This is a genomic window from Streptacidiphilus sp. MAP12-20 (genome assembly GCF_041262525.1).
GTDB lineage: Bacteria > Actinomycetota > Actinomycetes > Streptomycetales > Streptomycetaceae > Streptacidiphilus.
Genome location: NZ_JBGCCK010000036.1, coordinates 1 through 20,982, shown reverse-complemented (window position 1 = coordinate 20,982; position 20,982 = coordinate 1). Strand labels below are relative to the sequence as shown.

Here is a 20,982-nt window from a genome sequence, read left to right as displayed (position 1 = left end):
AAGGAGTTCCGCGCCGTGACCGCTCAGATCCTGCTTGATCCGGCCCCCCTGCACGAAGCCGACCTGCCGCCGCTGGTCACCACCGAGGAGTGGCACGCCGCGACGGACCCGAACCCGGTCAACGGCGGTGTGCACCGCTACCGGCTCAGCCGCACCGAGGCCGAGCAGGTCCACCGGCTCGCCGCGCGATGCATGGCCGTCTACCGGACCGTGGACAACCCGCGGTTTCTCACTGACGTCCGGGTCCTGGCCGCCGAGCTGCCGCTGGGCCTGCGCCTGGCCGTGAACGCGGCCAGACTCGATGACCGGAAGCACGGTCTGGTGGTCTCCGGCAACCTCGTCGACGAGCAGCTGCTCGGGCTCACACCCAGGGGCTGGCAGGAGGCCGACACCGACGCCAGCCGGGTCCACGCATTCATGATCATGCTCTACGGCGCCGTGCTCGGCGACGTGGTCTCCTGGGCCACCCAGCAGGACGGACGGATCGTCACCGACGTCGTACCCGCACCGGGCATGGAGGAAAGCCTGGTCAGCTCAAGCAGCAGCAAAGAGCTCGGCTGGCACACCGAAGACGCCTTCTCCCCGTGCCGCGCCGACTACGTCGGCCTGCTGTGCCTGCGCAGCCCGGAGCTGACCGCCACCACCATCGGCCACCTCGACCTGACCGCTCTGCCGGAAAAGGTCGGAGACGTCCTGCGTGCGGCGCGCTTCCACATCATGCCGGACACCTCGCACGAGGCCGCGCTCAACACCGAACCGGAGGCGGCGGGACGCGCCGACGCCTTCGACCGCCTCGACGCGGTCCGACGCCGGCCTCCGCGGATACCGCTGCTCGAGGGACACGCCGACGCCCCGGTGCTGCGCATCGACGGCGACTTCGTCTCCGCGGTGGAGGGGGACGAGGAGGCGGCGGCGGCGCTGGCCTGGCTGAAGGCTCACCTCAGCGCCAACCTCTACGACTTCCCCCTCGCCCCGGGGGACGTCGGCTTCATCGACAACCGGAACGTGGTCCACGGCCGCCGCCCCTTCCGCCCCCGCTACGACGGCACGGACCGTTGGCTCAAGCGGGTCAACATCGTGGCCGACCTGCGGCGTACCCGCCCGGGTCGCTCCAGCACCTCCACTCGCGTGATCGGCTGACTCACAACTCCTGGAGAACCCATGAATTCCGACTCCACCCACGCCGCGGATCTGCAGAAGGCAGCCTCGCAGGCGCTGGGTGACATCGAGCCGGCCCTCCTTGAGGACTGGTTCCGCTCACGGTACTTCGACGCCAAGATCGACATCTCCAGCTCGGGGATGCAGAACTACTCACTCGGCCAGCTGCGCGGCATGCTCGGCGTGAGCATGGACGAACTTGACGGCCTTCCCTTCAGGGACAGCCCGACACTGGGGTGCGAACCGCTGAGGGCCGCGATCGCCGCCCGCTACGCGCCCACCCGGTCCGAGCGCGTGATGGTCACCCACGGCTCCACCGAGGGCATCTTCCTGGCACTGTCCGCAGTCGTGCGCCCGGGGGACGAGGTGGTCGTGCTGAGCCCGGTCTACCAGTCGCTCTCCTCGGTCGCTTCCGCTCTCGGGGCGACCCTGCGGGTCTGGGAGCTGTCACCGGCCGAGGACTTCACCCCCGACCTGGACCGGCTGGCGGGCCTCATCACGGCGAAGACCCGGGCCGTGGTGGTCAACTTCCCGCACAACCCGACCGGGGCGATGCTCGACCCGCAGGGCTATCACCGGCTCCTGGAGATGGTCGAGGCGGCCGGCTGCTACCTCTTCTGGGACGCCGCATTCGGCGAACTGGTCTACGACTTCACACCGTTGCCGGACCCGGCGGCGATCATGGAGAAGTGCGTCTCCTTCGGCACCATGTCCAAGGCCTTCGGCCTGCCCGGCCTGCGGATCGGTTGGTGCATCGCACCGCCTGACGTGCTCGCCACCATGGTCAAGCTCCGCGACTACGTGACTATCAGCACCTCACCACTCAACGAGCTGTTGGCGACCCGAGTGATGGAGAACGTCGACACCGTGGTCGGCCCGCTGCGTGAACAGGCCAGGTTCAACCGGTTGCTGCTCAGCACGTGGGCGGCCGACCACCCGGACCTGATTTCGCTGCCGTTGCCCCACGGCGGGGTGAGCGCCTTCCCCGCCCTGCCCAGGGGGGTGGACACCATCAGCCTGTGCGACAAGCTGCTCGACGAGCACGGGGTGCTGCTCGTCCCGGGATTGTGCTTCGGTCACCCGGACCGGGTCCGGCTCGGCTTCGGCGGGGGCACCGACGAACTGCAGGCCGGACTGGAAGCGGTGGCGATCGCCGCCTCCGAACTGGCATCCCCGGTCGCGGCGTACTGAGCCCCGGCGGTCCGCACGGGCCGCGAACAGACCGCGCCGCGCCCAGCACACCGGGCGCGGCGCGGTCTGTTCGGGTTTCAGCGATGGTCGGGCAGGAAGCCGTCCTGCACGGCGTGCACACCCGCCTCGAAGCGGCTCCGGGCCTGCAGCCGCTCCATCAGCTCGGCGGCGATCCGCCGCGCGGTGCGCGGCGACACGCCCAGACGCTTGGCGATGGCCTCATCGGTGTGGCCGTCGGCCAGCAGGACGAGCACCGCGCGCTCCTGCGGCGGCATCGCGTCCGCGTCTGCGCTCGGCGCCGCCCCGAGCGGCACGGCCTCGCTCCAGACGCTCTCGAAGAGCGCGCACAGGGCGGCAACGGTGCCTGTGCCGTGCAAGACCACCGCCCCGGCGCGGGCGTCGGCGGTGTCGATGGGGAGAACCGCGTGCGCGCGGTCAATAATGATCATGCGAATGGGAAGCATAGGAGTGGTGCGTACCTGTCCACCGTGACTGCCCAGCCAGGTCACATGATCGAGCGTGGGCTGGTGGTTGCGGACACTGTCCAGGTAGACGGTCCGCATCCGGACCCCGCGCTCGAACAGCCCGCTGTTCGGTCCGCGGCTCGCCTTCAGGTCGGCCTCGTTGTGTGCGCCGCCGGGAGCGAAATTGACGATCTCCTCCCGAGCGGACTCGGCAAGGTCTGCCAGCCGGTCGCGGATCGCCTCCACGCCGATCAGCTGCTCGTAGCCGCCGTCCGACACGGTGGGCCGCAACGCCGAGCACTCGGCGATGAGCTGCGCCGCGGCGGCCCGGGAGGCCTCGACCCGCATCTGCTGGGCGGCCAGCTCCGCCTGCTGACGGGCAAGGAGAAGTTCCATGGCCATCTCAGGGCTGACCGGACGGAAGCCGATGCCCGCCTGATGCGTGGGGCGCACCAGTGACAGCTCACTCAGCCGGTCCAACCCGGCACGGAATCGTTCCTCGGACATGTCCAGGCGTGAGGCGAGTTGCCCGAGAACTTCCTGAGGGTAACTCAGGATCGCTCTGTAAATACTCTCCGCCTCCGCGTCGAGCCCTAGCACCTCCAACAACCTGTCCCCCAGTTCTGTCTGTTCGATTTCAGTCTCAGGGGATCCTAGGGACTTGACGCGTACGGCGCAGCAGGACGATTTATGCCAGTGCAGGAACCGTCCAGCTTGGGCGATTGTGGATGGTTATGTCTGGCTCCCACGATGGGAGCATGTACCTCATCCATGTGCGCCTTCGGGCTCCTGACGGTATTTCGCTTCCGTCTGACACTGCCCGCCTCGTCACCGGCTGCGCCTTTGCGGAGGACGGGCTGCAGCATGTCTCCGTGCACTCCGATGCCGAGGGCGGGCCGGTGCTGGGTCTCTTCGTGTCCGTTTCCGGCCTCGCCGAGGCGGAGGAGGCGGTGGCGAAGCTGTGCGCCCGCGCGATCGGCGAATGTCCCGCGTTGGCCGCGTTCTCCATCCTGACCTGCGGCGCTGTGCTGGTCCCCGGCCCCTGGTGGGACGGCGGCTGACCGCGTCGGTGGACGGCTTATGCCAGTGCATGTTCCGTCCAGCCGGCATCCGTTCCCACCGTCCCGCCGGTCGGTCACAGTAGAGGCATCGGCAGGAACGAGAGCCGAAAGAACAAAGGCCCGCAGGGCCCGGGAATAATCCCGAAGCATCGAATTCATTGAGAAGGAGAAATCCAGTGGTGGCCACCCGTTTCGCAAAAATCGTTGCTTCTGTGATCGTCGCGGTCAGCGGAATCGCCGTCGGTGCCGTCGTCGCCGGCGCTCCGGCTCACGCGGCAACCACCGTCCGCGCCGATGCGGCCACCACTGTCACCAGCACGGCTCCCGTTGCCACGCCCTCGCCGGCGGACGTGACCTGGGGGGGATGACCGACAGCTCCACGGCGCCGCGAAATCCATAAGTGTCGGGGCGACGGAATGGAACCGGTCGAACCTGCCGGCTGTTCATAGATCGACTAATTCCAGGGAAATCCCGCAGCGGATAGATGCGAGTGGCCACCCGCATCGCCTGGGAAACGAGATCGGAAAATTTCGCGCCGGCCCGACCGTTGCGCCGCGGCCGTCTTCTGGCGAACCGACCCGGGGCGCCTCGTCCCGCACCGAGCCAGACCCAGAACCGACTGACCTGGAAGGCAGAGATGAACCAGAACGTGGCGCCCCGCGAAGAGGCCTCACTACTCCCCGATACGACCGAGCGCGGCCTCCGCCAAGGCCTTCCAGGCCTCGGCGGAAAGATCGAGGTTGCCCGAGGCCTGGAGTCGATCGGCGACGGAGCGCAGCGCGGAGACAGCAGCCTCGCTCTGGCCGAGGCTGAGGGCGATCTGATGGAACAGGATCTCGACGCTCATCCGGTCCTGCAGCGACAGTCCGGTCGGATCGTCCAGGACCTCACCGGCGAGTCGGGACGCCCTGTCTCGATCGCCCTGGTGGAAAGCGATGCGGGCGGCGAGGGCCTTGAGCTCTGCCTGGTGGCCGGGGCTTCCATAGAGTCCGACGACTCCCTCGGCCTCGTGGAACCAGGACAGGACCTGCGGGGTGACCTCCTGTCCCGACCTCAGGTGCAGCGACACGGCCGCAGTGCGAAGCCGGCCCCAGGTGAGGATGTCGCGGTGGTCCGCGATGGACAGCGCCTGGTGGAGCAGGGCGAGCCCCTGCTCGACAGCTCCCTGGCGGACGGCGACGGTCGCAGCGCTCCACAGAACCTGAACCCGCAGCGCCCCAAGCTCCTGTGGCGGGATCTGCTGGGCCAGCTCGGCATGCTGCGCGGCGTCGAGGAGCCGGCCGGACTCGGCCTCCGCGGCGATGAGCGCGAGCAGGACACGCGCGATGTCCGCCCGCGGGATCTCCACGTGCTCCTCGCCGAGCGCGAGCGCCTTGCCTGCCACAGCCACGGACTCGTCGACTACGCCGACGAGCCGCGCGCAGACTGCTAGCTCGGTCAGTGCCTTGACCTGGAGGGTCGCGGAACCCAACTCCTCTCCCACGGCGAGCAGCCGAGTCGCCACCTGGCGGCGCTCCTCGTGCAGCCCCAGCCGCTCGTAGGCCTGGGCCAGAGTCCAGAGCATCAGCCAGCGGGTCTCCGCGGCCAGATCCTGAGCCTCGTCGCTGGCCTGCGTCAGCGCGGCGACAGCGGCTTCAAGACGTCCGTCCTCCAGTGCCGTCACACCCTCGGCGATCCGCTCGGCCGCCACTTGCGGGGAGCGGGCCCGGAAGGTGTCGGCAGGCACGCCGAACCGCCGCGCGAGCTGCGTGACAGCCTGCGTGGTCGGCGCGCGCACCCCGGATTCCAGTCGTGACACGTAACTGGCAGAGAGTCCCTCGCCTGCCAGCTGGGCCTGAGAAAGGCCGCGGTCCCGTCGCAGCTGGCCGACCAGCAAGCCGAAGGCCGGCTGTTCCAGGTACTTCATGCTCCACCAGCCCCGATCCAAGACGCAGGAGTAATGCCGTGAGAAGTTCCGTCCGATCCGCCGGGGCCGCGGCCGCCGCGCCCGACGAGGGCGAGTGGCCGTAAGGGCCGGCGCAGGAAGTCCTCCGTGCCATTGCACGACAGTGTAGATGACACAAGCTTCAGGCCCAATGGCACAGCGCGTCAAGCCGTCCGGCAGCCGTCCTCTCGACTGTCATGACAAAAAATGCCAACATGCTAGACAAGCTTGTCATCTCTGGCTAGCTTGCTGGCATTGCCCGGCCTACGGGCACCGACCCTCGCCGAGGTTGAGAGCATGCTGACCCAGACCAGACGTACCGAGACCGAGACCGAGACCGAGACCGAGCACACGCCCAAGCCACGCCTGCTCGCGGTAGGCACGGCAAACCCGCCCACCAGCTACTCGCAGGACGACATCCTGCGCAGCTACGGCATCACCGACCCCACCGTGGTCTCCGTCTTCCGCAACAGCCACATCGACAAGCGCCACCTGACTCTCCCCCCGGTCGGTCCGGACGGCCGGCCCAGCATCGAGACCCAGGGCGAGCTGCTCGCCAAGCACAAGGCGAAGGGGATCGAGCTCGCTGCCGAGGCGCTTCGCAAGTGCCTCGCGCAGATCGGCGCCGATGTGGACGAGCTCGGCTACCTCGTCTGCGTCACCTCCACTGGCTTGCTCACGCCCGGGTTCAGCGCCCTGTTGATCAAGGAACTGGGGATACCGGTCACCTGCAGCCGACTCGATGTGGTCGGCATGGGCTGCAACGCCGGCCTCAACGGGCTCAACCCGACCGCCGCCTGGGCCTCACGCAACCCCGGCCGACTGGCGGTGATGGTCTGCGTCGAATGCTGCTCCGCCGCCTACGTCTTCGACGGCACCATGCGGACCGCCGTCGTCAACGGCCTCTTCGGCGACGGCGCCGCCGCGGTCGCGGTGATGGCCGGCGCCGACCTCGCCCCCGACGCGCCGCAGGTGCTGAAGTTCACCAGCCGCATCGTCCCCGAGGCCGTCGACGCCATGCGCTTCGACTGGGACGAGGACCACGGCAAGTACAGCTTCTTCCTGGACCGCGACGTCCCCTACGTGGTCGGCGCACACGCCGAGGAGGCGATCGACAACCTGCTGCGGGACACCGGCCTGCGCCGAACCGACATCGCTCACTGGATCGTCCACTCCGGCGGCAAGAAGGTCATCGACGCGGTCAAGGTCAACCTCGGGCTGACCTCCCACGACGTCAGGCACACCACATCCGTGCTGCGGGACTACGGCAACCTCTCCAGCGGCTCGTTCCTCTTCTCCTTCGACCGTCTCCGCGCCGAGCAGGCCGTCCGCCCCGGCGAGTACGTCGTGCTGATGACCATGGGCCCCGGCTCGACCATCGAGAACGCGCTGGTCCGCTGGTAGCGCGCCCCGCCACGCCCCGGCGCCTACCCGCGTCGGCACTCCCCGCCCAGCCTGTGCACCTGTCAGCGTTCTTCAGCCCATGAGACAGATAGGACTCCCTTCGATGGCCAACTCCACTGAACTCGCCGCCCCCAAGACCGACTTCACGCTGACGATCGACGGCGCCGAGGCACTCACCCCGGACCTCATCGCCCGGGTCGGCGCGATCTGCGGCACCGTCGAGGACGCCGAGCACGGTGACACCCTGCTGCTCCGACTCGGCACCGGCACCGGCGCCGACGCGGCCGCTCCGTCGCGCAGCCAACTCCCCGCCAACGTCCACCAGGTGAACAAGTGGGAGCGCTCGCTGCGCCGCCTGGAGCGCCTCCCCGTCGCCACCGTCGCCGTCGCCACCGGAGCCTGCTACGGCCGCAGCGCGGAAACCCTCCTCGCGACCGACTACCGCATCGCCGGCACCGACCTGCGCCTGCAGCTGCCCACAGCCGGTCACGCCACCTGGCCCGGCATGGCCATCTACCGCCTCGCCCAGCAGCTTGGCGTCGCCCGCGCCCGGCAGATCGCCCTCTTCGCCACCGAGCTGTCGGCCTGGCAGGCCCTCGAACTCGGACTCGTCGACGAGGTCGCCGAGGACCCCGAGGCCGCCGTCCACGCCACCCTGGAGCGTCTCGCCGGCGCCCGAGGCCGTGACGTCGCCGTCCGCCGCCGCCTGCTCATGGACGCCGCCTCGACCGACTTCGAGGAGGCCCTCGGCCCGCACCTGGCCGCCTGCGACCGCACGCTGCGCCGTCACCGGGCAGCGTGAGCCATGCCCAGAGACCTTGCCGAGCAGTTGCGGGAGAACCTCATGACCAGTTCCTTCCCCCGGCGGCAGCACCGCCCCGGCCCCGCACTCGAGCCCGACACCGGCCTTCCCCAGCTCAACGGCGTCTTCGACGTCGACGCCACCCGCCTCAGCGCCCACCTGGGACCGCTGCGGGAGCAGCTCGACCGGCTGCCTGCCCGCCCGCAACGCTCACCCGAGCAGCAGCGGCTCGCCGAAGGCCTCCTGCAGGCCGGCCGGTCCGCCCGCCTCGCCTTCGTCCGCACCCACGGTGAGCGACTGCACCGCGAGCTGACCCACGGCGGCAGCCGGAGCCTGCGCCTGGACGCTCTCGCCTACGCCGCCGCCGGACTCGTCCCCGGCCTGACCCCGACCCGGCAGACCATCGACGCCGAGCGTGCCCACGACCAGGTCCACAAGGACGGCCACGAACTCGACCAGGGCATCCTGCTCTGGGGCCTGATGCGCTCGCGCACCGCCGGCACCCAGATACTCGACGCCATGCTCGCGCCGACCGCCCGCGCGCAGGCCGCCCTACCGGAGTTCTCCCGAACCGGCATCGCCGGACTCGGCACCGTCTCGCTCACCCGTGAGAACGGCGTCGCCACCCTGACCATCAACAACACCTCCTGCCTCAACGCCGAGGACGACCGGCTCGCCGAGGACATGGAAACCGCGGTCGACCTCGCCCTGCTCGACGACAGCACCCACGTCGGCGTCGTGCGCGGCGGCGTCATGAGCCACCCCCGCTACAACGGCCGCCGGGTCTTCTGCTCCGGCATCAACCTGACCCGGCTCTACCACGGCCAGATCTCACTGGTGGACTTCCTGCTCCGCCGCGAGACGGGCTACATCCACAAGCTCATCCGCGGTATCCGGATTCCCGGCGCCGACCCACTGGCACCCGAGGGGATGCGCGAGAAGCCCTGGCTCGCGGCGGTCGACTCGCACGCGATCGGCGGCGGAATGCAACTGCTGCTCGCCTTCGACCACGTCGTCGCCGAGAGCGGCGCCCACTTCAGCCTCCCCGCCGTCCAGGAAGGCATCGTGCCCGGCGCCTCCAACTTCCGCCTCTCCAAGGTCATGGGACCCCGACTGGCCCGCCAGGTCATCCTCGGCGGCCGCCGGATCCACGCGGAGGAGCCCGAGGCGCTGACCTTCTGCGACCAGGTCGTCCCGCCCGAGCAGCTCGACAAGGCCGTGGCTCAGGCCGTCGAGACGCTGGACAACCCGTCCGTCGTCAGCAACCGCCGCATGCTCAACCTGGTGGACGAGCCTCTCGACCAGTTCCGCAGCTACATGGCCGAGTTCGCCCTGGAGCAGGCCAAGCGTCTGTACAGCGCCGACGTCATCGACAACCTCGAGCGCACCTGGATCAACCGCAACCGCCACCAAGACAACTGACACCGACGAGATCCGGATTGGGGTGTGACATGACTGGAACCGCCGCGCTCTACGGAGCACGACACGTCGAACTCGACCGCGACCAACTCCACGGAGCACTGGCGGACCCCGTGCTCACCTCCATGAACTTTCTCAACGAGGTGATGGGAAGGTTCCCGGAAGCGATCTCCTTCGCTCCTGGCGCCCCGCACACATCCTTCTACGACGAGATCGACGTGGCTCGTCACACCAAGAGCTTCCTGCAGCACCTGCGCCGCAGCCGCGGACTGGGCGCGGACCAGGCCCGTGACCAGCTCTACCAGTACGGACCGGCAGCCGGGCAGATCAACGACCTGGTCGCTGAGCAACTCCGCGTCGACGAGGGCATCGTCGTCCCCCCGGAGTCCGTGGTCGTCACCGTGGGCTGTCAGGAGGGCATGTTCATCACCCTGCGCGCCCTGCACGCCGGACCGAGGGACGTGCTGATCGTGGCCGACCCGTGTTATGTCGGCATCGTCGGCGCCGCCAAGCTCCTCGGCATCGAGGTCCGCACCGTCGACCAGTCGGACGGCCGGCTCGACCCCGAAGAGCTGCGCGAGGTCTGCGCGCAGATCCGCGCCGAGGGCAAACGGCCGCGAACCTTCTACCTCGTCCCCGATTTCGCCAACCCGACCGGGTCCCGCATCGACCTGGCCACGCGCAAGCGGCTGCTGTCGCTGGCCGACGAAGAGGACCTGCTGGTCCTGGAGGACAACCCCTACGGCTTCACCGCAGCGCCCGGCAGCGAACTGCCCACCATGAAACTGCTGGACCAGCGGCAGCGCGTGATCTACCTCGGCACCTACGCCAAGGTCTGCATGCCCGGCGCCCGCGTCGGCTTCGTGGTCGCGGACCAACGCGTGACCCGAGCGGGCGGCCGCACCGGACTGCTCGCCGCCGAGCTCACCAGCGTCAAGAGCATGATCACGGTCAACACATCGCCGATCAGCCAAGCCGTCATCGGCGGCATCATCGTCGAGGAGGGCGGCTCCCTGAAGCGGCTGATCCGCGAGAAGGCCGCCTTCTACCAGCGCAATCTGCAGGCCCTGCTCAACGCGCTGGAACGGCACTTCCCCGCACCGGCACGCCGGCGGGTCGGCATCGACTGGCTGACCCCCGAGGGCGGCTTCTTCCTGGTCATGAACGTGCCCTTCGCCGTCGACGACGCCCTGCTGGAGATCTCCGCCCGCGACTTCGGCGTGCTGTGGACTCCCATGGCCCACTTCTACGCAGGCGCCGGCGGCGAACGCCAGCTCCGGCTCTCGTTCAGCTACCTGGACGAAGCCCGGATCGAGGAAGGCGTCAGCCGCCTGGCCGCCTTCCTGCGGAGCCGCCTGGAACCACACGACCGGCTGACACTGCCACCCGCTATGGCCTCGCCGTTCTCGCGAGCCCTGGACACCGCACCGGAACTCTTCGCCGAGATCTTCGGCGCCGGCCTGCGGCTGGCCCGCCTGCCCCAAGGGGCTTGACGCCCCATCATCCTGACTTCCCGTCGGCGCTCCGCCGCCGGGAGACCCCCACCAGGGTCACAAGCGCAACACCCGTCCACCTGTCAGTAGTGCAGTCAATCCGAGAAGGAGGGTCACATGTCTGAGATCCGTAACCGTCGTGAGCTGGAGCTGGGCATCGAGATCGGCATCGATGGGATCGAGGAGACCCGCATTGAGCGGATCGAGGGTGACCTCGGTATCGACGGGATCGAGTCCCGGATCATCCGTTCCATCTGAGTCCGCTTCGTCCACCTGTCAGTAGTGCAGTCAACCTGAGAAGGAGAGTCACATGTCTGAGATCCGTAACCGTCGTGAGCTGGAGCTGGGCATCGAGATCGGCATCGATGGGATCGAGGAGACGCGTATCGAGCGGATCGAGGGTGACCTCGGTATCGACGGGATCGAGTCCCGGATCATCCGTTCCATCTGAGTCCGCTTCGTCCACCCGTAAGCAGTGCAGTCAACCTGAGAAGGAGAGTCACATGTCTGAGATCCGTAACCGCCGCGACCGGGAGACGGGCATCGAGATCGGCATCGACGGGATCATCGAGGAGACCGGCATCAACCTGATCGAGGGCGAGTACGCCGGCGCGCAGACCTGCCTGGTCCCCCTCGCCTGAGCCGAATCGGACAACACATGCGTATGAGCCCACCGGTGCCGGGCCCCTCCCGGCACCGGAGCGCTCACGCAGCCCCACGTCCCCATCCCGACCGAAACCGAACGAGCCACGACCTGACAGGTGAGTGATGAGCCGGCTGCGCGTCTCCCAGCTCTGCGTGTTCCTCTGGCGGGAAGGTCGACTCGTCTGCGACGACCCGCTGCGGCACCGCCAGTTCGCCCTGAGCACCGAAGCCGGCTCTCTCCTGGGGCACTTCGCCGACTGGGCCGAGGCACCCCCGGTCGCCGCCCGATCCGAGACGTACCCCCAGCTGATCCAACGTCTGCTGGACGCCAAGGTCCTCGTCGAGGAGGGCTCCGCCGAGCACGAACGGGAGGAGCACCTGGGTCCCTGGGCCGAGTGGGGTACCGCGGCCACCTACTACCACCTCGCCTCGCGTACTCACGCAGCAGACCGCTTCGCCTCCGCCGCCGAGGACAGCCGCTGGCTCAAGGAACGCCTGGACGAGCGCCCGCAGCCGCAGATCTTCAAGGAGTACCCACCCCAGGCACGCCTCGCGCTGCCCGCCGGCGACAACACCGCGCTGACCACCGCCGACCTCGAGCAGGCCCTGCGCCGCCGCCGTACCACCCGCCGGCTCGACCCTCAGCAGCCGATGACCGTCGACCAGCTGGCCTGCCTGCTGAGCTGGGCCGCAGGCCCGCTGTACCAGGTGGAGAGCCCTGGTCTGCACAGCGCGATGCTCAAGGCGAGCCCCTCGGGCGGCTCGCGGCACGCGGTCGAGGTCTACCCGGTGGTGCTCAATGTCGATGGCCTCGAGCCAGGCATCTACCACTACCACTGCGGAGAGCACGCCCTGGATCCCATTCAGTTGGGCGCCCGCGACCTGGACGAACTCGTCGACTGGTGCGGCGGCCAGACCTATGTCCGCAACTGTGGCGTCCTGTTCTTCTACACCGCGGTGCTGGAGCGCACCGCCTGGAAGTACCGCATGGGCCGGGTCTACCGCTCCCTCTACACCGAGCTCGGCCACATCAGCCAGACCTCCTATCTAGTCGGCGCCTCCCTCGGGCTCGGCGTGTTCTTCACCGCCGCCACCCGCGACGAGCCCGTCGAGGCGGCCCTGGGCCTGGACTGGAGCGAGGAAGTGCTGCTCGGGCTGAACGGATTCGGCGTGCCCACCGCACAAGAGCGCGCCCGGCAGAGCCGGATGCTCGCCGGTGGCCCCGCGGACTTCTCCTTCCTCGGGGACGAGTGGGACGGACAGGCGGCGGCCGGATGACCGCGACTGCCACGCGACGCGGCGAGGACCTGACCGTCCACGTCGACCTGCGGCGTGCCGAACGCAACATCGAGCGCTTCCACGCCGCCGCCTCCGAGCGCCGGGTCGCCGTCCGTGCCCACGTCAAGGGCCACCGGACCGTCGGCCTGGCCGTGCGCCAGATCGAGTCCGGCGCATGCGGCGTCTCCGTGACCCAGGCCGGCCAGGCGCGTGAGTACCTGGAAGCCGGCATCACCGACATCGTCATCGCCCACCCCTGGCGGGACGCCTGGCGTTTCCCGCTCTTCGCCGAGCTGGCCCGCGACTGCGTCCTCGCCGTGCACGTCGACGATCCGGTCGTCCTCGGCGCGCTCGGCGCCGCCGCGCGGGAGGCCGGCAGCACCATCGGCGTGCTGGCCCGCATCGGTGACGGCTACGACGCCACCGCGAGCAGCCCCGCGCGACTGCTCGCCCTCGCCCGTCAGGCCCGGCACACCCCGGGCCTGCGTTTCGACGGCCTGACGTCCTACCAGGGCATGCTCGCGCCCGCCGACGGGCGCGACGGCTTCGACATCGGCGGGCGGACCGCTCGCTACGCCGTCCGCTGCGCTGGCTACCTGCGGGCCCGTGGTGTCCCGTGCCGGACGGTCTCGGTCGGGGGCACGCCCACAGCCGCCGGGATCCTGTCCGTGCCGGGGGTCACCGAGTTGGGCTCCGGTGCCTATGCCCTGCTGGACGGGGGTCTGGTGGAGGCCGGGATCTGCACCGGGGAGGACGTCGCCCTCACCGTGTCCCTGGCGTCCGGTGGGGAACACGACCGCGCCGAGAGCCTGCTGGCCGAACACCGCTACCCGTGGCAGCGGCCCGGCCCCGCGCTTCCCGCCGCCGGGCTGCCCCCTGCCCCGGTCGCCGCGCCGCATCTGTGCCCGCTGCTCCAGGAGGTGCAGGTGCTGCACGTCCGCGGGCTGAGCGGCCGGGTGGACCGCTGGCCGGTACTGAACCTCCCGGACACCGCGCCGCCTGGCGCCGCCTGAGCAAAGGATCACGCGTGACCTCGTACGCCGACAACTTCCGCGTCCTGGCGGTGCCCGCGTTCCGCCGGTTCTTCCTGGGCCAGTGCGCCTCGCTGCTGGGCGACTTCCTCGCCGGGCCCGCCCTGGCCTTCGCGGTGCTGGGCCTGACCGGGTCACCGGCTCGGCTCGGCCTCGTGCTGGCCGTGCGCCTGGTGCCGACCGTGCTCTTCATGCTGCTGGGCGGCGCCATCGCGGACCGGTTGCCGCGGCAGCGGGTGATGCGCTGGGCCGACCTGGCCCGGGCCGTCGCGCAGGCCGCTTCGGCGGCGCTCATCCTCACCGGGCAGGCGCGGCTGTGGGAGCTGATGGCGCTGCAACTGGTCCTCGGCACGGGGAGTGCCCTGTTCACTCCGGCGATCACGGGACTGGTCCAGGAGACTGTTCCGGCGGAGCGGCGGCAGGCGGCCAACGCGCTGCGGAGCCTGTCCCAGTCGGTGGCCATGGTCGTCGGCCCGCTCTGCTCGGTCGCGCTGGTCGTCTGGGTCGGCCCGGGGTGGGCCATCGCGGTCGACTCGGCGACCTTCCTGTGCAGCGCAGCCTGCCTGCGTCGCCTCGGGGTGGAGCGGGCGGCCGGACCGGTCAGGGCGAACCGGATCGGCGCCGACCTCGCGGAGGGCTGGCGGGAGTTCACCGGCCGCACCTGGATCTGGGCGACCATCGCTGTCGCCTCCGTCGCCAACATGGCCTACTCGACGCTCTCGGTGCTGGGGCCCGAGCTCAGTATCCGCTCCTTCGGCGGTGCGGCGGCCTGGGGCGAATTCCTGGCCGCCTTCGGCCTCGGGGCCGTGGCGGGCGGGGCATTGGGCCTGCACGTCCGGCCGCAGCGCCCGCTGCGTTTCGCCCTAGTGGCCGTCTCGTTGTTTGCTTCACCTGCCCTGGTGCTCTCGCAGACCACGGCCACGCTGCCCGCGCTGGTCGCCTTCTTCGGCGGTGGCCTGGGCATGATGGTCTTCAACCCGGTGTGGGAGACCACCTTGCAGGCGCATGTCCCCGCCGACCGCCTCTCCCGGGTGAGCGCCTACGAGTGGGCCGGCTGCTTTGCCGCGCAGCCGCTCGGCCTGGCACTGGCCGGGCCGCTGGCCCTGGACGTGGGCCTGCGGCAGGTTCTGCTGGTCGCCGGGATCCTGCAGTTGGCGGCCACGTTGTCCCCGCTGTTGCTCAAGGAGATCCGTGATCTGGGGGCCGAGCCGGCGACGGCGGTGGCCTGCGGCTGAGGCCGGGTCCCGGCCGGTCGCCGGCCCCGCCTCATCCCAGAATCCACCGGCGGGCGGGGACGGGATGCTCGTCGTGCGCTGTGCGGGCCGGGTCGAGCTGCGAGATGGGTAGCTGGGGTGCGGCGCACACGGCGCGGGCGAGATCTGCGAGCTGCGCCGTCAGGCGCTGCATGGTGGCCCGGTCGAAGAGGTCGGTGCTGTACTCCACGAAGCCGCCGAGCCCCAGTGGCGTCCCTTCGCGGTCCAGCTTCTCCCTGAAGACGACCGAAAGGTCGAACTGTGCGATGTCGGGGCGCAGTTCCTCCGCCTCGATGTGCAGCCCGTCCAGTTCGAAGCCGGTGGCGTCCTGGCTCTGCAGGGAGACCATGGTCTGGAAGACCGGCTGGCGGCCTGGCACGCGGGCGGGCTTCAGTGCGCGGACGACCCGGTCGAACGGCAGGTCCTGACGGTCGTAGCCGGCCAGGCAGGTCTCCCGGACCAGGGAAAGCAGCCGGGCGAACCCTGGGTCCCCGCTGGTGTCCACGCGCAGCGCGAGCGTGTTGACGAAGAAGCCGACGAGGTCGTCCAACCCTTCGTCGCAGCGCCCGGAGACGACTGTGCCGAGGGGGATGTCGCTTCCGGCGCCCAGGCGTGTGAAGAGGGTCGCGATGAGCGCGATCGCGGCCATGGTGAGGCTCGCGCCCTGGTCGTCGGCGAGCTTGGACAGGGCCAGGTGGGTGTCCGCGTCGATGTCGATCTCGACCGTGCGGCCCGCCCCGAGCGCGCCGGCCGGGCGGGGACGGTCGTAGGGGAGTGCCAGCTCCTGGGGTATCCCGGCGAGCTGCTGTGTCCAATAGGCGAGCTGTTGCCCGGAGATGCTCTGCGGATCCTGCTCCGCGCCGAGGAGTTCCTGCTGCCACAGGGCGTAGTCCGCGTACTGGATCTCCAACTCCTCCAGGTCCGGCGTCCTTCCGGCGCGGCGCGCCCGGTAGGCCTTGGCCAGGTCACGTGCGAACGGGCCGAGTGACCAGCCGTCCAGGCCGATGTGGTGGAAGAGCATCAGGAGCGTGTGACGGTCGGGGCCGGTCCGGCTGAGTGAGATGCGCAGCGGCGGCTCGTCCGCGAGGTCGAAGCAGTAGCCCGCCGCGGCGCGCAGCGCCGCGACGTCCTCCTCGCTCTCCCGGACCGCGGCGAGGATGCGCGCGAGTGCCTGGTCGGGGTCCAGCACCACCTGCACCGGCCCCTGGGGCGATCGCCGATAGACGGTGCGAAGGATCTCGTGTCGGCGCACCATGTCGCCGAACGCCTCCAGCAGCGCGCCCCGGTCCAGCGGCCCGGTCAGGTGGAGCAGGGCGGGGAGGTTGTAGGTGGGGCTCGGTCCTTCCAGGCGGTGCAGGAACCAGAGGCGCTGCTGCGCGTAGGACAGGGGGAGTGTCATCGCGGACTCCTGGGCTCGACGGCGTGTCGCGCAATTGTCACACGTGCCGCCAAGCTTGTCATGGTGCTCGCCGCAAGGGCTGGAGTCGCCTCGCTGTCTGCCCGTCAGAATCCACATAAAGGCTGCCAAAACGCCGGGAGAGTCGTTGTCATCTCTGGCATGGAGTGATGACAACTACTAGACGGTGCTGTCATGGCCAAGGTAGCGTGCCGTTACATCCAGTCGAGGAGGACTCATGCGCGAGCTGCGCGGGACAACGATCGCTCACCTCTTTGAGCGCCATGCCGCTGCGGCTCCCGCGCATCCCGCGATCCTGGGCGCGTCGGGCGAGACACTCAGCTATGCCGAGGTGAATCGCCGCGCCAACCAGTTGGCCCACCACCTGCGTTCGCTGGGGGCCGGACCGGAACAGGTCGTCGGGGTCTGCCTGCCGCAGACGCCTGAGCTGCTCATCGCGGTCCTCGCCGTGGTCAAGTCGGGCGCGGCGTACCTGCCGCTGCTTCCCGGCCACCCCGCCGGCCGCCGTAGGCAAGCGCTGGCGTCGACCGGGGCCCGGCTCGTGGTGACCTCGGGGGAACTGGAGAGGGACGGCTTCGCGGACCGCGTCCGCGTGGTGCGGACCGACCTCGACAGTGAACTCGTCGCGGCCGCGCCGACCGTGAACCCCGATGCCGCCGGCCATCTCGACCAGCTGCTCTACCTGATCCACACCTCCGGGTCCACCGGCACACCCAAGTGCATCGCGATCACCCATCGGGCGGTGCTGGACCGTAGCGTCGACGTCGGCTACATGACGTTCCGTCCGGACGACGTCTGTCTTCAGCTCGCGCCGCTGTCCTTCGACGGCTCGGCCTGGGAGATCTGGACGACCTGGCTCAACGGCGGCACTCTGGCCCTCCCGCAGGCCGGTGTCCCCTTCCCGGACGCGCTCCGGGGCGCGCTGGAACGGCAGCCGGTCACCACCCTCTCGCTGATCTCGCCGCAGCTTCAGCTGCTGCTCACCGAGTTCCCGCAACTGCTGGCCGGCATCGAAACGCTGCTGGTCGGCGGGGACGTGTTGGCGCCCGAATACGCGCAGCAGGCGCTGCGCCTGCATCCGGAAGGGCGGCTCCTGCACTGCTACGGCCCGACCGAGTGCACGGTCTTCGCCACTACCGAGGAGCTCGGCGAGCAGCACGCGGGCCTGCCGGTGCTCCCGATCGGCCGGCCGCTGCCGAGGACCACCGCTTACGTGCTCGACGAGCGGCTGCGGGTGTGCGCGCCCGGGCAGGCCGGCGAGTTGTGGCTGGGAGGAGCCGCGCTGGCCCGTGGCTACGCGGGCAGCGCGGCGCTGACGGCGCAGCATTTCGTCGCCGACCCGTTCGGTCTGCCTGGGGGCCGGCTCTACCGGACGGGGGACGTGGTGCGATGCCTGGCCGACGGGCGGCTGGAGTTCGTTGGCCGGATCGACGGCCAGGTCAAGATCCGCGGCTACCGGGTGGAGACTGGTGAGGTCGCGTCGGTGCTGCTGCGTCACCCGGGTGTCGCCGCTGCGGCGGTGGTCGCGCGTGACGACCTGCCGGCGGGCCGCGGCCTGGTGGGTTATCTCGTCGCCCCTGCGGCCGGGCCCTGCGTCGATACGGGCCAGGCGGAGTCCGAGCTGCGCGGGCTCCTCGCCGACACGTTGCCCGGTTATATGCGTCCCGCCGCCCTGGTGTGGCTGGACCGCCTGCCGCTGACCGTCAACGGGAAGCTGGACCGCGCCGCGTTGCCTGCCCCCGCTCCCCGTGACCGCGCCGACGCTGCGGGTTGTCCGCGCACGCCCACCGAGGTCTCGGTGCATCGGCTCTGGGTCGAGTTGCTGGGGGCCCCGGGGCTCGGCCGGCAGGACGACTTCTTCGACGCCGGCGGTGATTCGCTGTTGCTGGTCCGCCTCATGGACCAATTGGAGGGGCACTTCCCGCAGGCGGGCCTGAGCCTGGTCGACCTGTTCGAGTTCACCACCTGCGCGTCGCTGGCGGCCGAGCTGGACCGGCGCAGCGGCTCCCGGGTCGACGAGCTCGCAGGCCTGGCCGTGTGACGCGGCCCGCCCGCGTGCCCCGGCCGGCGGCCCTCCGCTCGCTCCCCTTGTCCGTCCTGGCTCACTGAAAGGCCGTCCCGAGATGTCCGGTAGCACCCCGAACTCCGCCAGCGAGGAGGCGTTCACCCCGATCGCCGTGATCGGTATGGCGCTGCGCATGCCCGGCGCCGATACCGAGTATCAGCTTCACGAGCTGCTCGCGGCCGGGCGTGACGCCATGGACGCGATCCCGCTGGAGCGTCTGGAGTTGGCGGGGTTGGACCCGGAAGGCACCTACCCGCCGCTGGCCGCGTTGTCGCGGATCGAGGAGTTCGACCACGCTTTTTTCAAGATCTCGTCGGCCGAGGCGGTCGCGATGGATCCTCATCAGCGTCTCGCGCTCCAGTTGGCACACGCTGCGATCGAGAACGCGGGACAGCGGCCGTCGCGGCTGCGGGGCAGTGACTGCGGTGTCTTCTTCGCCGCGCCGCGGCCGGACTACGTCAGCCTCGTCGGTGACCGTGACCTGGTGAGCATGCTGGGCACGCAGTCGTCGGCCCTGGCGGGCCGGATCTCGCATCAACTGGGCCTGCAGGGGCCTGCGGTGGTGGTCGACACGGGGTGTTCCAGCGCGCTCGTCGCGTTGCAGCACGCGTGTCGGGAGTTGGCCGCGGATGCGACGGGGCTCGCCCTGATCGGCGCGGTGAGTTTGTTCCCGACGCTGTTCGAGCAGGCCGATACCGTCCAGGAGGTGGTCTCCGAGAGCGGTACCTGCCGGGCGTTCGATGTTTCGGCGGACGGTACCGCGCCGGGGGAGGGCGGCGCGGTGCTGCTGCTCAAGCGCCTGGACCGGGCGCTTGAGGACGCGGACCAGATCCACGCGGTCATCCGCTCCGTGGCTGTCAACCACAACGGGGACCGCTCCAACGGCTTCTCCGCGCCGGGACCGGCCGCGCAGGCGGAGGTCATCGAGCGGGCGTGGCGGCTGGCGGGGCTCGACCTGGACCGGCTCACCTATCTGGAGGCGCACGGGTCAGGGACACGGCTGGGCGACATGATCGAGATCGAGTCCGCGCAACGGGTGCTGCGGGCGGCCGGGGCTGCCCGGCACGCGTGCGACGTGGGCACGATCAAGAGCAATATCGGGCACCTGGGCAATGCCGCAGGCCTGGCCGGCCTGCTGAAGGCCGTGCTGGCCGTCAAGCACGCGACGCGGTATGCCTCGATCAACGTGGCGACTCCGAACCCGCAGTTCGCCGCCCACGGTGAGCCGTTGCGGGTGCGCACGACGACCGAGCCGTGGACGGAGCAGCAAGGCGTGTCCCGGGTCGCGGGCGTGAGTTCCTTCACTTTGATCGGGACCAACGCCCATGCCGTCGTCGAGGAGCCCCCGAAGCCGGCGCGCTACGGCGCGGTCGCGCCCGCCGTCGTGACGCGCGGCGCTCCGGCGGCGGTGTCGGCGGCGTCGCGTGGCGCACTGCGGCGCCGGCTGACCGACCTGGCTGAACACCTCGCCGTTGTGCGTGACGAGGATCTCCCGGACGTGCTGTTCACCTTGAACGCCGGCCGTGACCACTACCCCTATCGTGCCGTGCTGCCCGCCACCGGCGGTGCGGCCGGCCTTCGGCATGCCCTGACCTGGGCGGCCGAGAGCGTGGAGACGGTCGATCCCGTACCCACGCGGCGGTTGGTCCTGCTGCTCACCGACCCTGAGGTGACAGGACCGGCCGTGTGGGAGGGCGCGGGCAGTCTCGCGGACACGGGCGCCTGGAAGGCGCAGAGCCGGGCCTACCAGCGGGCCTGGGCCGACGCCGACGCTGATGCCGATGCTGATGCGGCGGTGCCGGATCTGACGCGGCACCAGTACGCGGCCGTGCAGGCGCTGCGGGCGGCGGGCGTCGAGCCCGCGCTGATCGTGGGCCTGGGGCGCAGCCGGGCGGTCGCTCGTGCGCTGCGCGGCGAGGTCTCGCTCGCGCAGGCGTGGGCGCAGGAGAGAGGTGGGCCCGATGGGCCGGCGCCCGAGCTGGTCGCGGCCCGGCTGGCGCAGGGTGAGCCGAGCGCGTTCCGGGTCCTGGGCCCGGCCGAGCCCGCGTTCGAGGCGCTCGGTGCGGGCGGTCACGATCTCGCTTTGCTGGATCTGACGTGTCCTGACGGGCTGGTCGGGGCTGTGGCCGGGGTGTATCTGGCCGGTGTGCCGGTCGACTGGGAGGCGTACCCGGCCGGCAGCGGTGACTCGTCCGGCGGCGGTGAGTGGTCCGGTCGTCCCCGCCCGGTCGCCCTGCCGGGCTACCCCTTCGAGCCGACGCGCTGCTGGCCGGGCGTCACCCCGGCCGTGTCCCAGGCGGGTGCGTCGGTCCCGGCCGGAGCCGCACCGGCCGTTGCCGGGGCGAGTGCGGACCCGCAGGGCAAAGACGCGGTCGGG

General features: G+C 70.3%; 19 protein-coding genes. 16 read left to right on the top strand and 3 right to left on the bottom strand.

What is annotated here, in order from left to right:
- Positions 1-15 precede the first annotated feature (15 nt).
- Both gntD and vioD read left to right on the top strand, forming a co-directional pair.
- Positions 16-1,140, top strand: a complete 1,125-nt coding sequence (gene gntD / locus ABIA32_RS31820; RefSeq protein WP_370103040.1) for a guanitoxin biosynthesis L-enduracididine beta-hydroxylase GntD — start codon at positions 16-18, stop codon at positions 1,138-1,140.
- A gap of 21 nt (positions 1,141-1,161) precedes the next feature.
- Positions 1,162-2,349 carry a capreomycidine synthase gene (gene vioD / locus ABIA32_RS31815; RefSeq protein WP_370103038.1) on the top strand — a complete coding sequence of 396 codons (1,188 nt, stop codon included), beginning with the start codon at positions 1,162-1,164 and terminating at the stop codon, positions 2,347-2,349.
- Positions 2,350-2,426: 77 nt separating this feature from the next.
- Here vioD and ABIA32_RS31810 read toward each other — a convergent pair whose 3' ends face one another.
- Entirely contained in the window at positions 2,427-3,422 is a 996-nt protein-coding gene (locus tag ABIA32_RS31810) for a LuxR C-terminal-related transcriptional regulator (protein ID WP_370103036.1), read from the bottom strand.
- 263 nt (positions 3,423-3,685) lie between these two features.
- On the opposite strand from ABIA32_RS31810, the gene ABIA32_RS31805 reads away from it, so the two are divergent.
- Both ABIA32_RS31805 and ABIA32_RS31800 read left to right on the top strand, forming a co-directional pair.
- Positions 3,686-3,874: a hypothetical protein gene (locus ABIA32_RS31805; protein WP_370103034.1), complete on the top strand. Its 189-nt coding sequence runs from the start codon at positions 3,686-3,688 to the stop codon at positions 3,872-3,874.
- Between the two features lie 176 nt (positions 3,875-4,050).
- Complete coding sequence (locus ABIA32_RS31800) at positions 4,051-4,242, top strand: hypothetical protein (protein ID WP_370103032.1); 192 nt, start codon at positions 4,051-4,053, stop codon at positions 4,240-4,242.
- Positions 4,243-4,547: 305 nt separating this feature from the next.
- Here the strand turns inward: ABIA32_RS31800 and ABIA32_RS31795 are convergent, their stop codons facing one another.
- Complete coding sequence (locus ABIA32_RS31795; RefSeq protein WP_370103031.1) at positions 4,548-5,780, bottom strand: helix-turn-helix domain-containing protein; 1,233 nt, start codon at positions 5,778-5,780, stop codon at positions 4,548-4,550.
- Positions 5,781-6,095: 315 nt separating this feature from the next.
- Between ABIA32_RS31795 and dpgA the strand changes: the two genes are divergently transcribed.
- From dpgA to ABIA32_RS31745, 10 genes are all read left to right on the top strand, one after another.
- Positions 6,096-7,202: a 3,5-dihydroxyphenylacetyl-CoA synthase DpgA gene (dpgA, locus tag ABIA32_RS31790; RefSeq protein WP_370103029.1), complete on the top strand. Its 1,107-nt coding sequence runs from the start codon at positions 6,096-6,098 to the stop codon at positions 7,200-7,202.
- A 103-nt stretch (positions 7,203-7,305) separates the two neighbouring features.
- Positions 7,306-8,004: an enoyl-CoA-hydratase DpgB gene (dpgB, locus tag ABIA32_RS31785; RefSeq protein ID WP_370103027.1), complete on the top strand. Its 699-nt coding sequence runs from the start codon at positions 7,306-7,308 to the stop codon at positions 8,002-8,004.
- 3 nt (positions 8,005-8,007) lie between these two features.
- Positions 8,008-9,426 carry a (3,5-dihydroxyphenyl)acetyl-CoA 1,2-dioxygenase DpgC gene (dpgC, locus tag ABIA32_RS31780; protein WP_370103025.1) on the top strand — a complete coding sequence of 473 codons (1,419 nt, stop codon included), beginning with the start codon at positions 8,008-8,010 and terminating at the stop codon, positions 9,424-9,426.
- A gap of 29 nt (positions 9,427-9,455) precedes the next feature.
- A complete protein-coding gene (locus tag ABIA32_RS31775) occupies positions 9,456-10,916 on the top strand; it encodes a PLP-dependent aminotransferase family protein (protein ID WP_370103023.1) in 1,461 nt (486 codons plus the stop codon).
- Positions 10,917-11,033: 117 nt separating this feature from the next.
- Complete coding sequence (locus tag ABIA32_RS31770) at positions 11,034-11,174, top strand: hypothetical protein (RefSeq protein ID WP_370103021.1); 141 nt, start codon at positions 11,034-11,036, stop codon at positions 11,172-11,174.
- Between the two features lie 52 nt (positions 11,175-11,226).
- A complete protein-coding gene (locus ABIA32_RS31765; RefSeq protein ID WP_370103021.1) occupies positions 11,227-11,367 on the top strand; it encodes a hypothetical protein in 141 nt (46 codons plus the stop codon).
- A gap of 52 nt (positions 11,368-11,419) precedes the next feature.
- The gene (locus tag ABIA32_RS31760; RefSeq protein WP_370103019.1) at positions 11,420-11,557 is read left to right on the top strand and encodes a hypothetical protein; all 138 of its coding nucleotides are present in this window, start codon (positions 11,420-11,422) and stop codon (positions 11,555-11,557) included.
- Between the two features lie 127 nt (positions 11,558-11,684).
- On the top strand, positions 11,685-12,839 hold the full coding sequence (locus ABIA32_RS31755; RefSeq protein ID WP_370103017.1) for a SagB/ThcOx family dehydrogenase: 1,155 nt from the start codon (positions 11,685-11,687) through the stop codon (positions 12,837-12,839).
- Positions 12,836-13,852 carry an alanine racemase gene (locus tag ABIA32_RS31750; RefSeq protein ID WP_370103015.1) on the top strand — a complete coding sequence of 339 codons (1,017 nt, stop codon included), beginning with the start codon at positions 12,836-12,838 and terminating at the stop codon, positions 13,850-13,852. Before ABIA32_RS31755 ends, ABIA32_RS31750 begins: the two co-directional genes overlap by 4 nt.
- A gap of 14 nt (positions 13,853-13,866) precedes the next feature.
- Positions 13,867-15,105 carry an MFS transporter gene (locus tag ABIA32_RS31745; RefSeq protein WP_370103013.1) on the top strand — a complete coding sequence of 413 codons (1,239 nt, stop codon included), beginning with the start codon at positions 13,867-13,869 and terminating at the stop codon, positions 15,103-15,105.
- 31 nt (positions 15,106-15,136) lie between these two features.
- On the opposite strand, the gene ABIA32_RS31740 is transcribed toward ABIA32_RS31745, so the two are convergent.
- Positions 15,137-16,522, bottom strand: a complete 1,386-nt coding sequence (locus ABIA32_RS31740) for a condensation domain-containing protein (RefSeq protein WP_370103011.1) — start codon at positions 16,520-16,522, stop codon at positions 15,137-15,139.
- Positions 16,523-16,757: 235 nt separating this feature from the next.
- Here ABIA32_RS31740 and ABIA32_RS31735 point away from each other — a divergent pair, with 235 nt between their 5' ends.
- Together ABIA32_RS31735 and ABIA32_RS31730 are read left to right on the top strand one after the other, a co-directional pair.
- Positions 16,758-18,581, top strand: a complete 1,824-nt coding sequence (locus ABIA32_RS31735; RefSeq protein ID WP_370103009.1) for an amino acid adenylation domain-containing protein — start codon at positions 16,758-16,760, stop codon at positions 18,579-18,581.
- Between the two features lie 82 nt (positions 18,582-18,663).
- Positions 18,664-20,982 (top strand): beta-ketoacyl synthase N-terminal-like domain-containing protein (locus ABIA32_RS31730; RefSeq protein WP_370103007.1); only part of this gene is annotated, 2,319 nt, incomplete at its 3' end.

Bases quoted from the DNA above. Each gene is read 5' to 3' on its own strand.
- ABIA32_RS31735 (WP_370103009.1), top strand. From the start codon at position 16,758: ATGCGCGAGCTGCGCGGGACAACGATCGCTCACCTCTTTGAGCGCCAT.
- ABIA32_RS31760 (WP_370103019.1), top strand. From the start codon at position 11,420: ATGTCTGAGATCCGTAACCGCCGCGACCGGGAGACGGGCATCGAGATC.
- dpgC (WP_370103025.1), top strand. From the start codon at position 8,008: ATGCCCAGAGACCTTGCCGAGCAGTTGCGGGAGAACCTCATGACCAGT.
- ABIA32_RS31795 (WP_370103031.1), bottom strand. From the start codon at position 5,780: ATGAAGTACCTGGAACAGCCGGCCTTCGGCTTGCTGGTCGGCCAGCTG.
- dpgA (WP_370103029.1), top strand. From the start codon at position 6,096: ATGCTGACCCAGACCAGACGTACCGAGACCGAGACCGAGACCGAGACC.
- ABIA32_RS31765 (WP_370103021.1), top strand. From the start codon at position 11,227: ATGTCTGAGATCCGTAACCGTCGTGAGCTGGAGCTGGGCATCGAGATC.
- ABIA32_RS31755 (WP_370103017.1), top strand. From the start codon at position 11,685: ATGAGCCGGCTGCGCGTCTCCCAGCTCTGCGTGTTCCTCTGGCGGGAA.
- ABIA32_RS31750 (WP_370103015.1), top strand. From the start codon at position 12,836: ATGACCGCGACTGCCACGCGACGCGGCGAGGACCTGACCGTCCACGTC.
- vioD (WP_370103038.1), top strand. From the start codon at position 1,162: ATGAATTCCGACTCCACCCACGCCGCGGATCTGCAGAAGGCAGCCTCG.
- dpgB (WP_370103027.1), top strand. From the start codon at position 7,306: ATGGCCAACTCCACTGAACTCGCCGCCCCCAAGACCGACTTCACGCTG.
- ABIA32_RS31775 (WP_370103023.1), top strand. From the start codon at position 9,456: ATGACTGGAACCGCCGCGCTCTACGGAGCACGACACGTCGAACTCGAC.
- ABIA32_RS31740 (WP_370103011.1), bottom strand. From the start codon at position 16,522: ATGACACTCCCCCTGTCCTACGCGCAGCAGCGCCTCTGGTTCCTGCAC.
- ABIA32_RS31770 (WP_370103021.1), top strand. From the start codon at position 11,034: ATGTCTGAGATCCGTAACCGTCGTGAGCTGGAGCTGGGCATCGAGATC.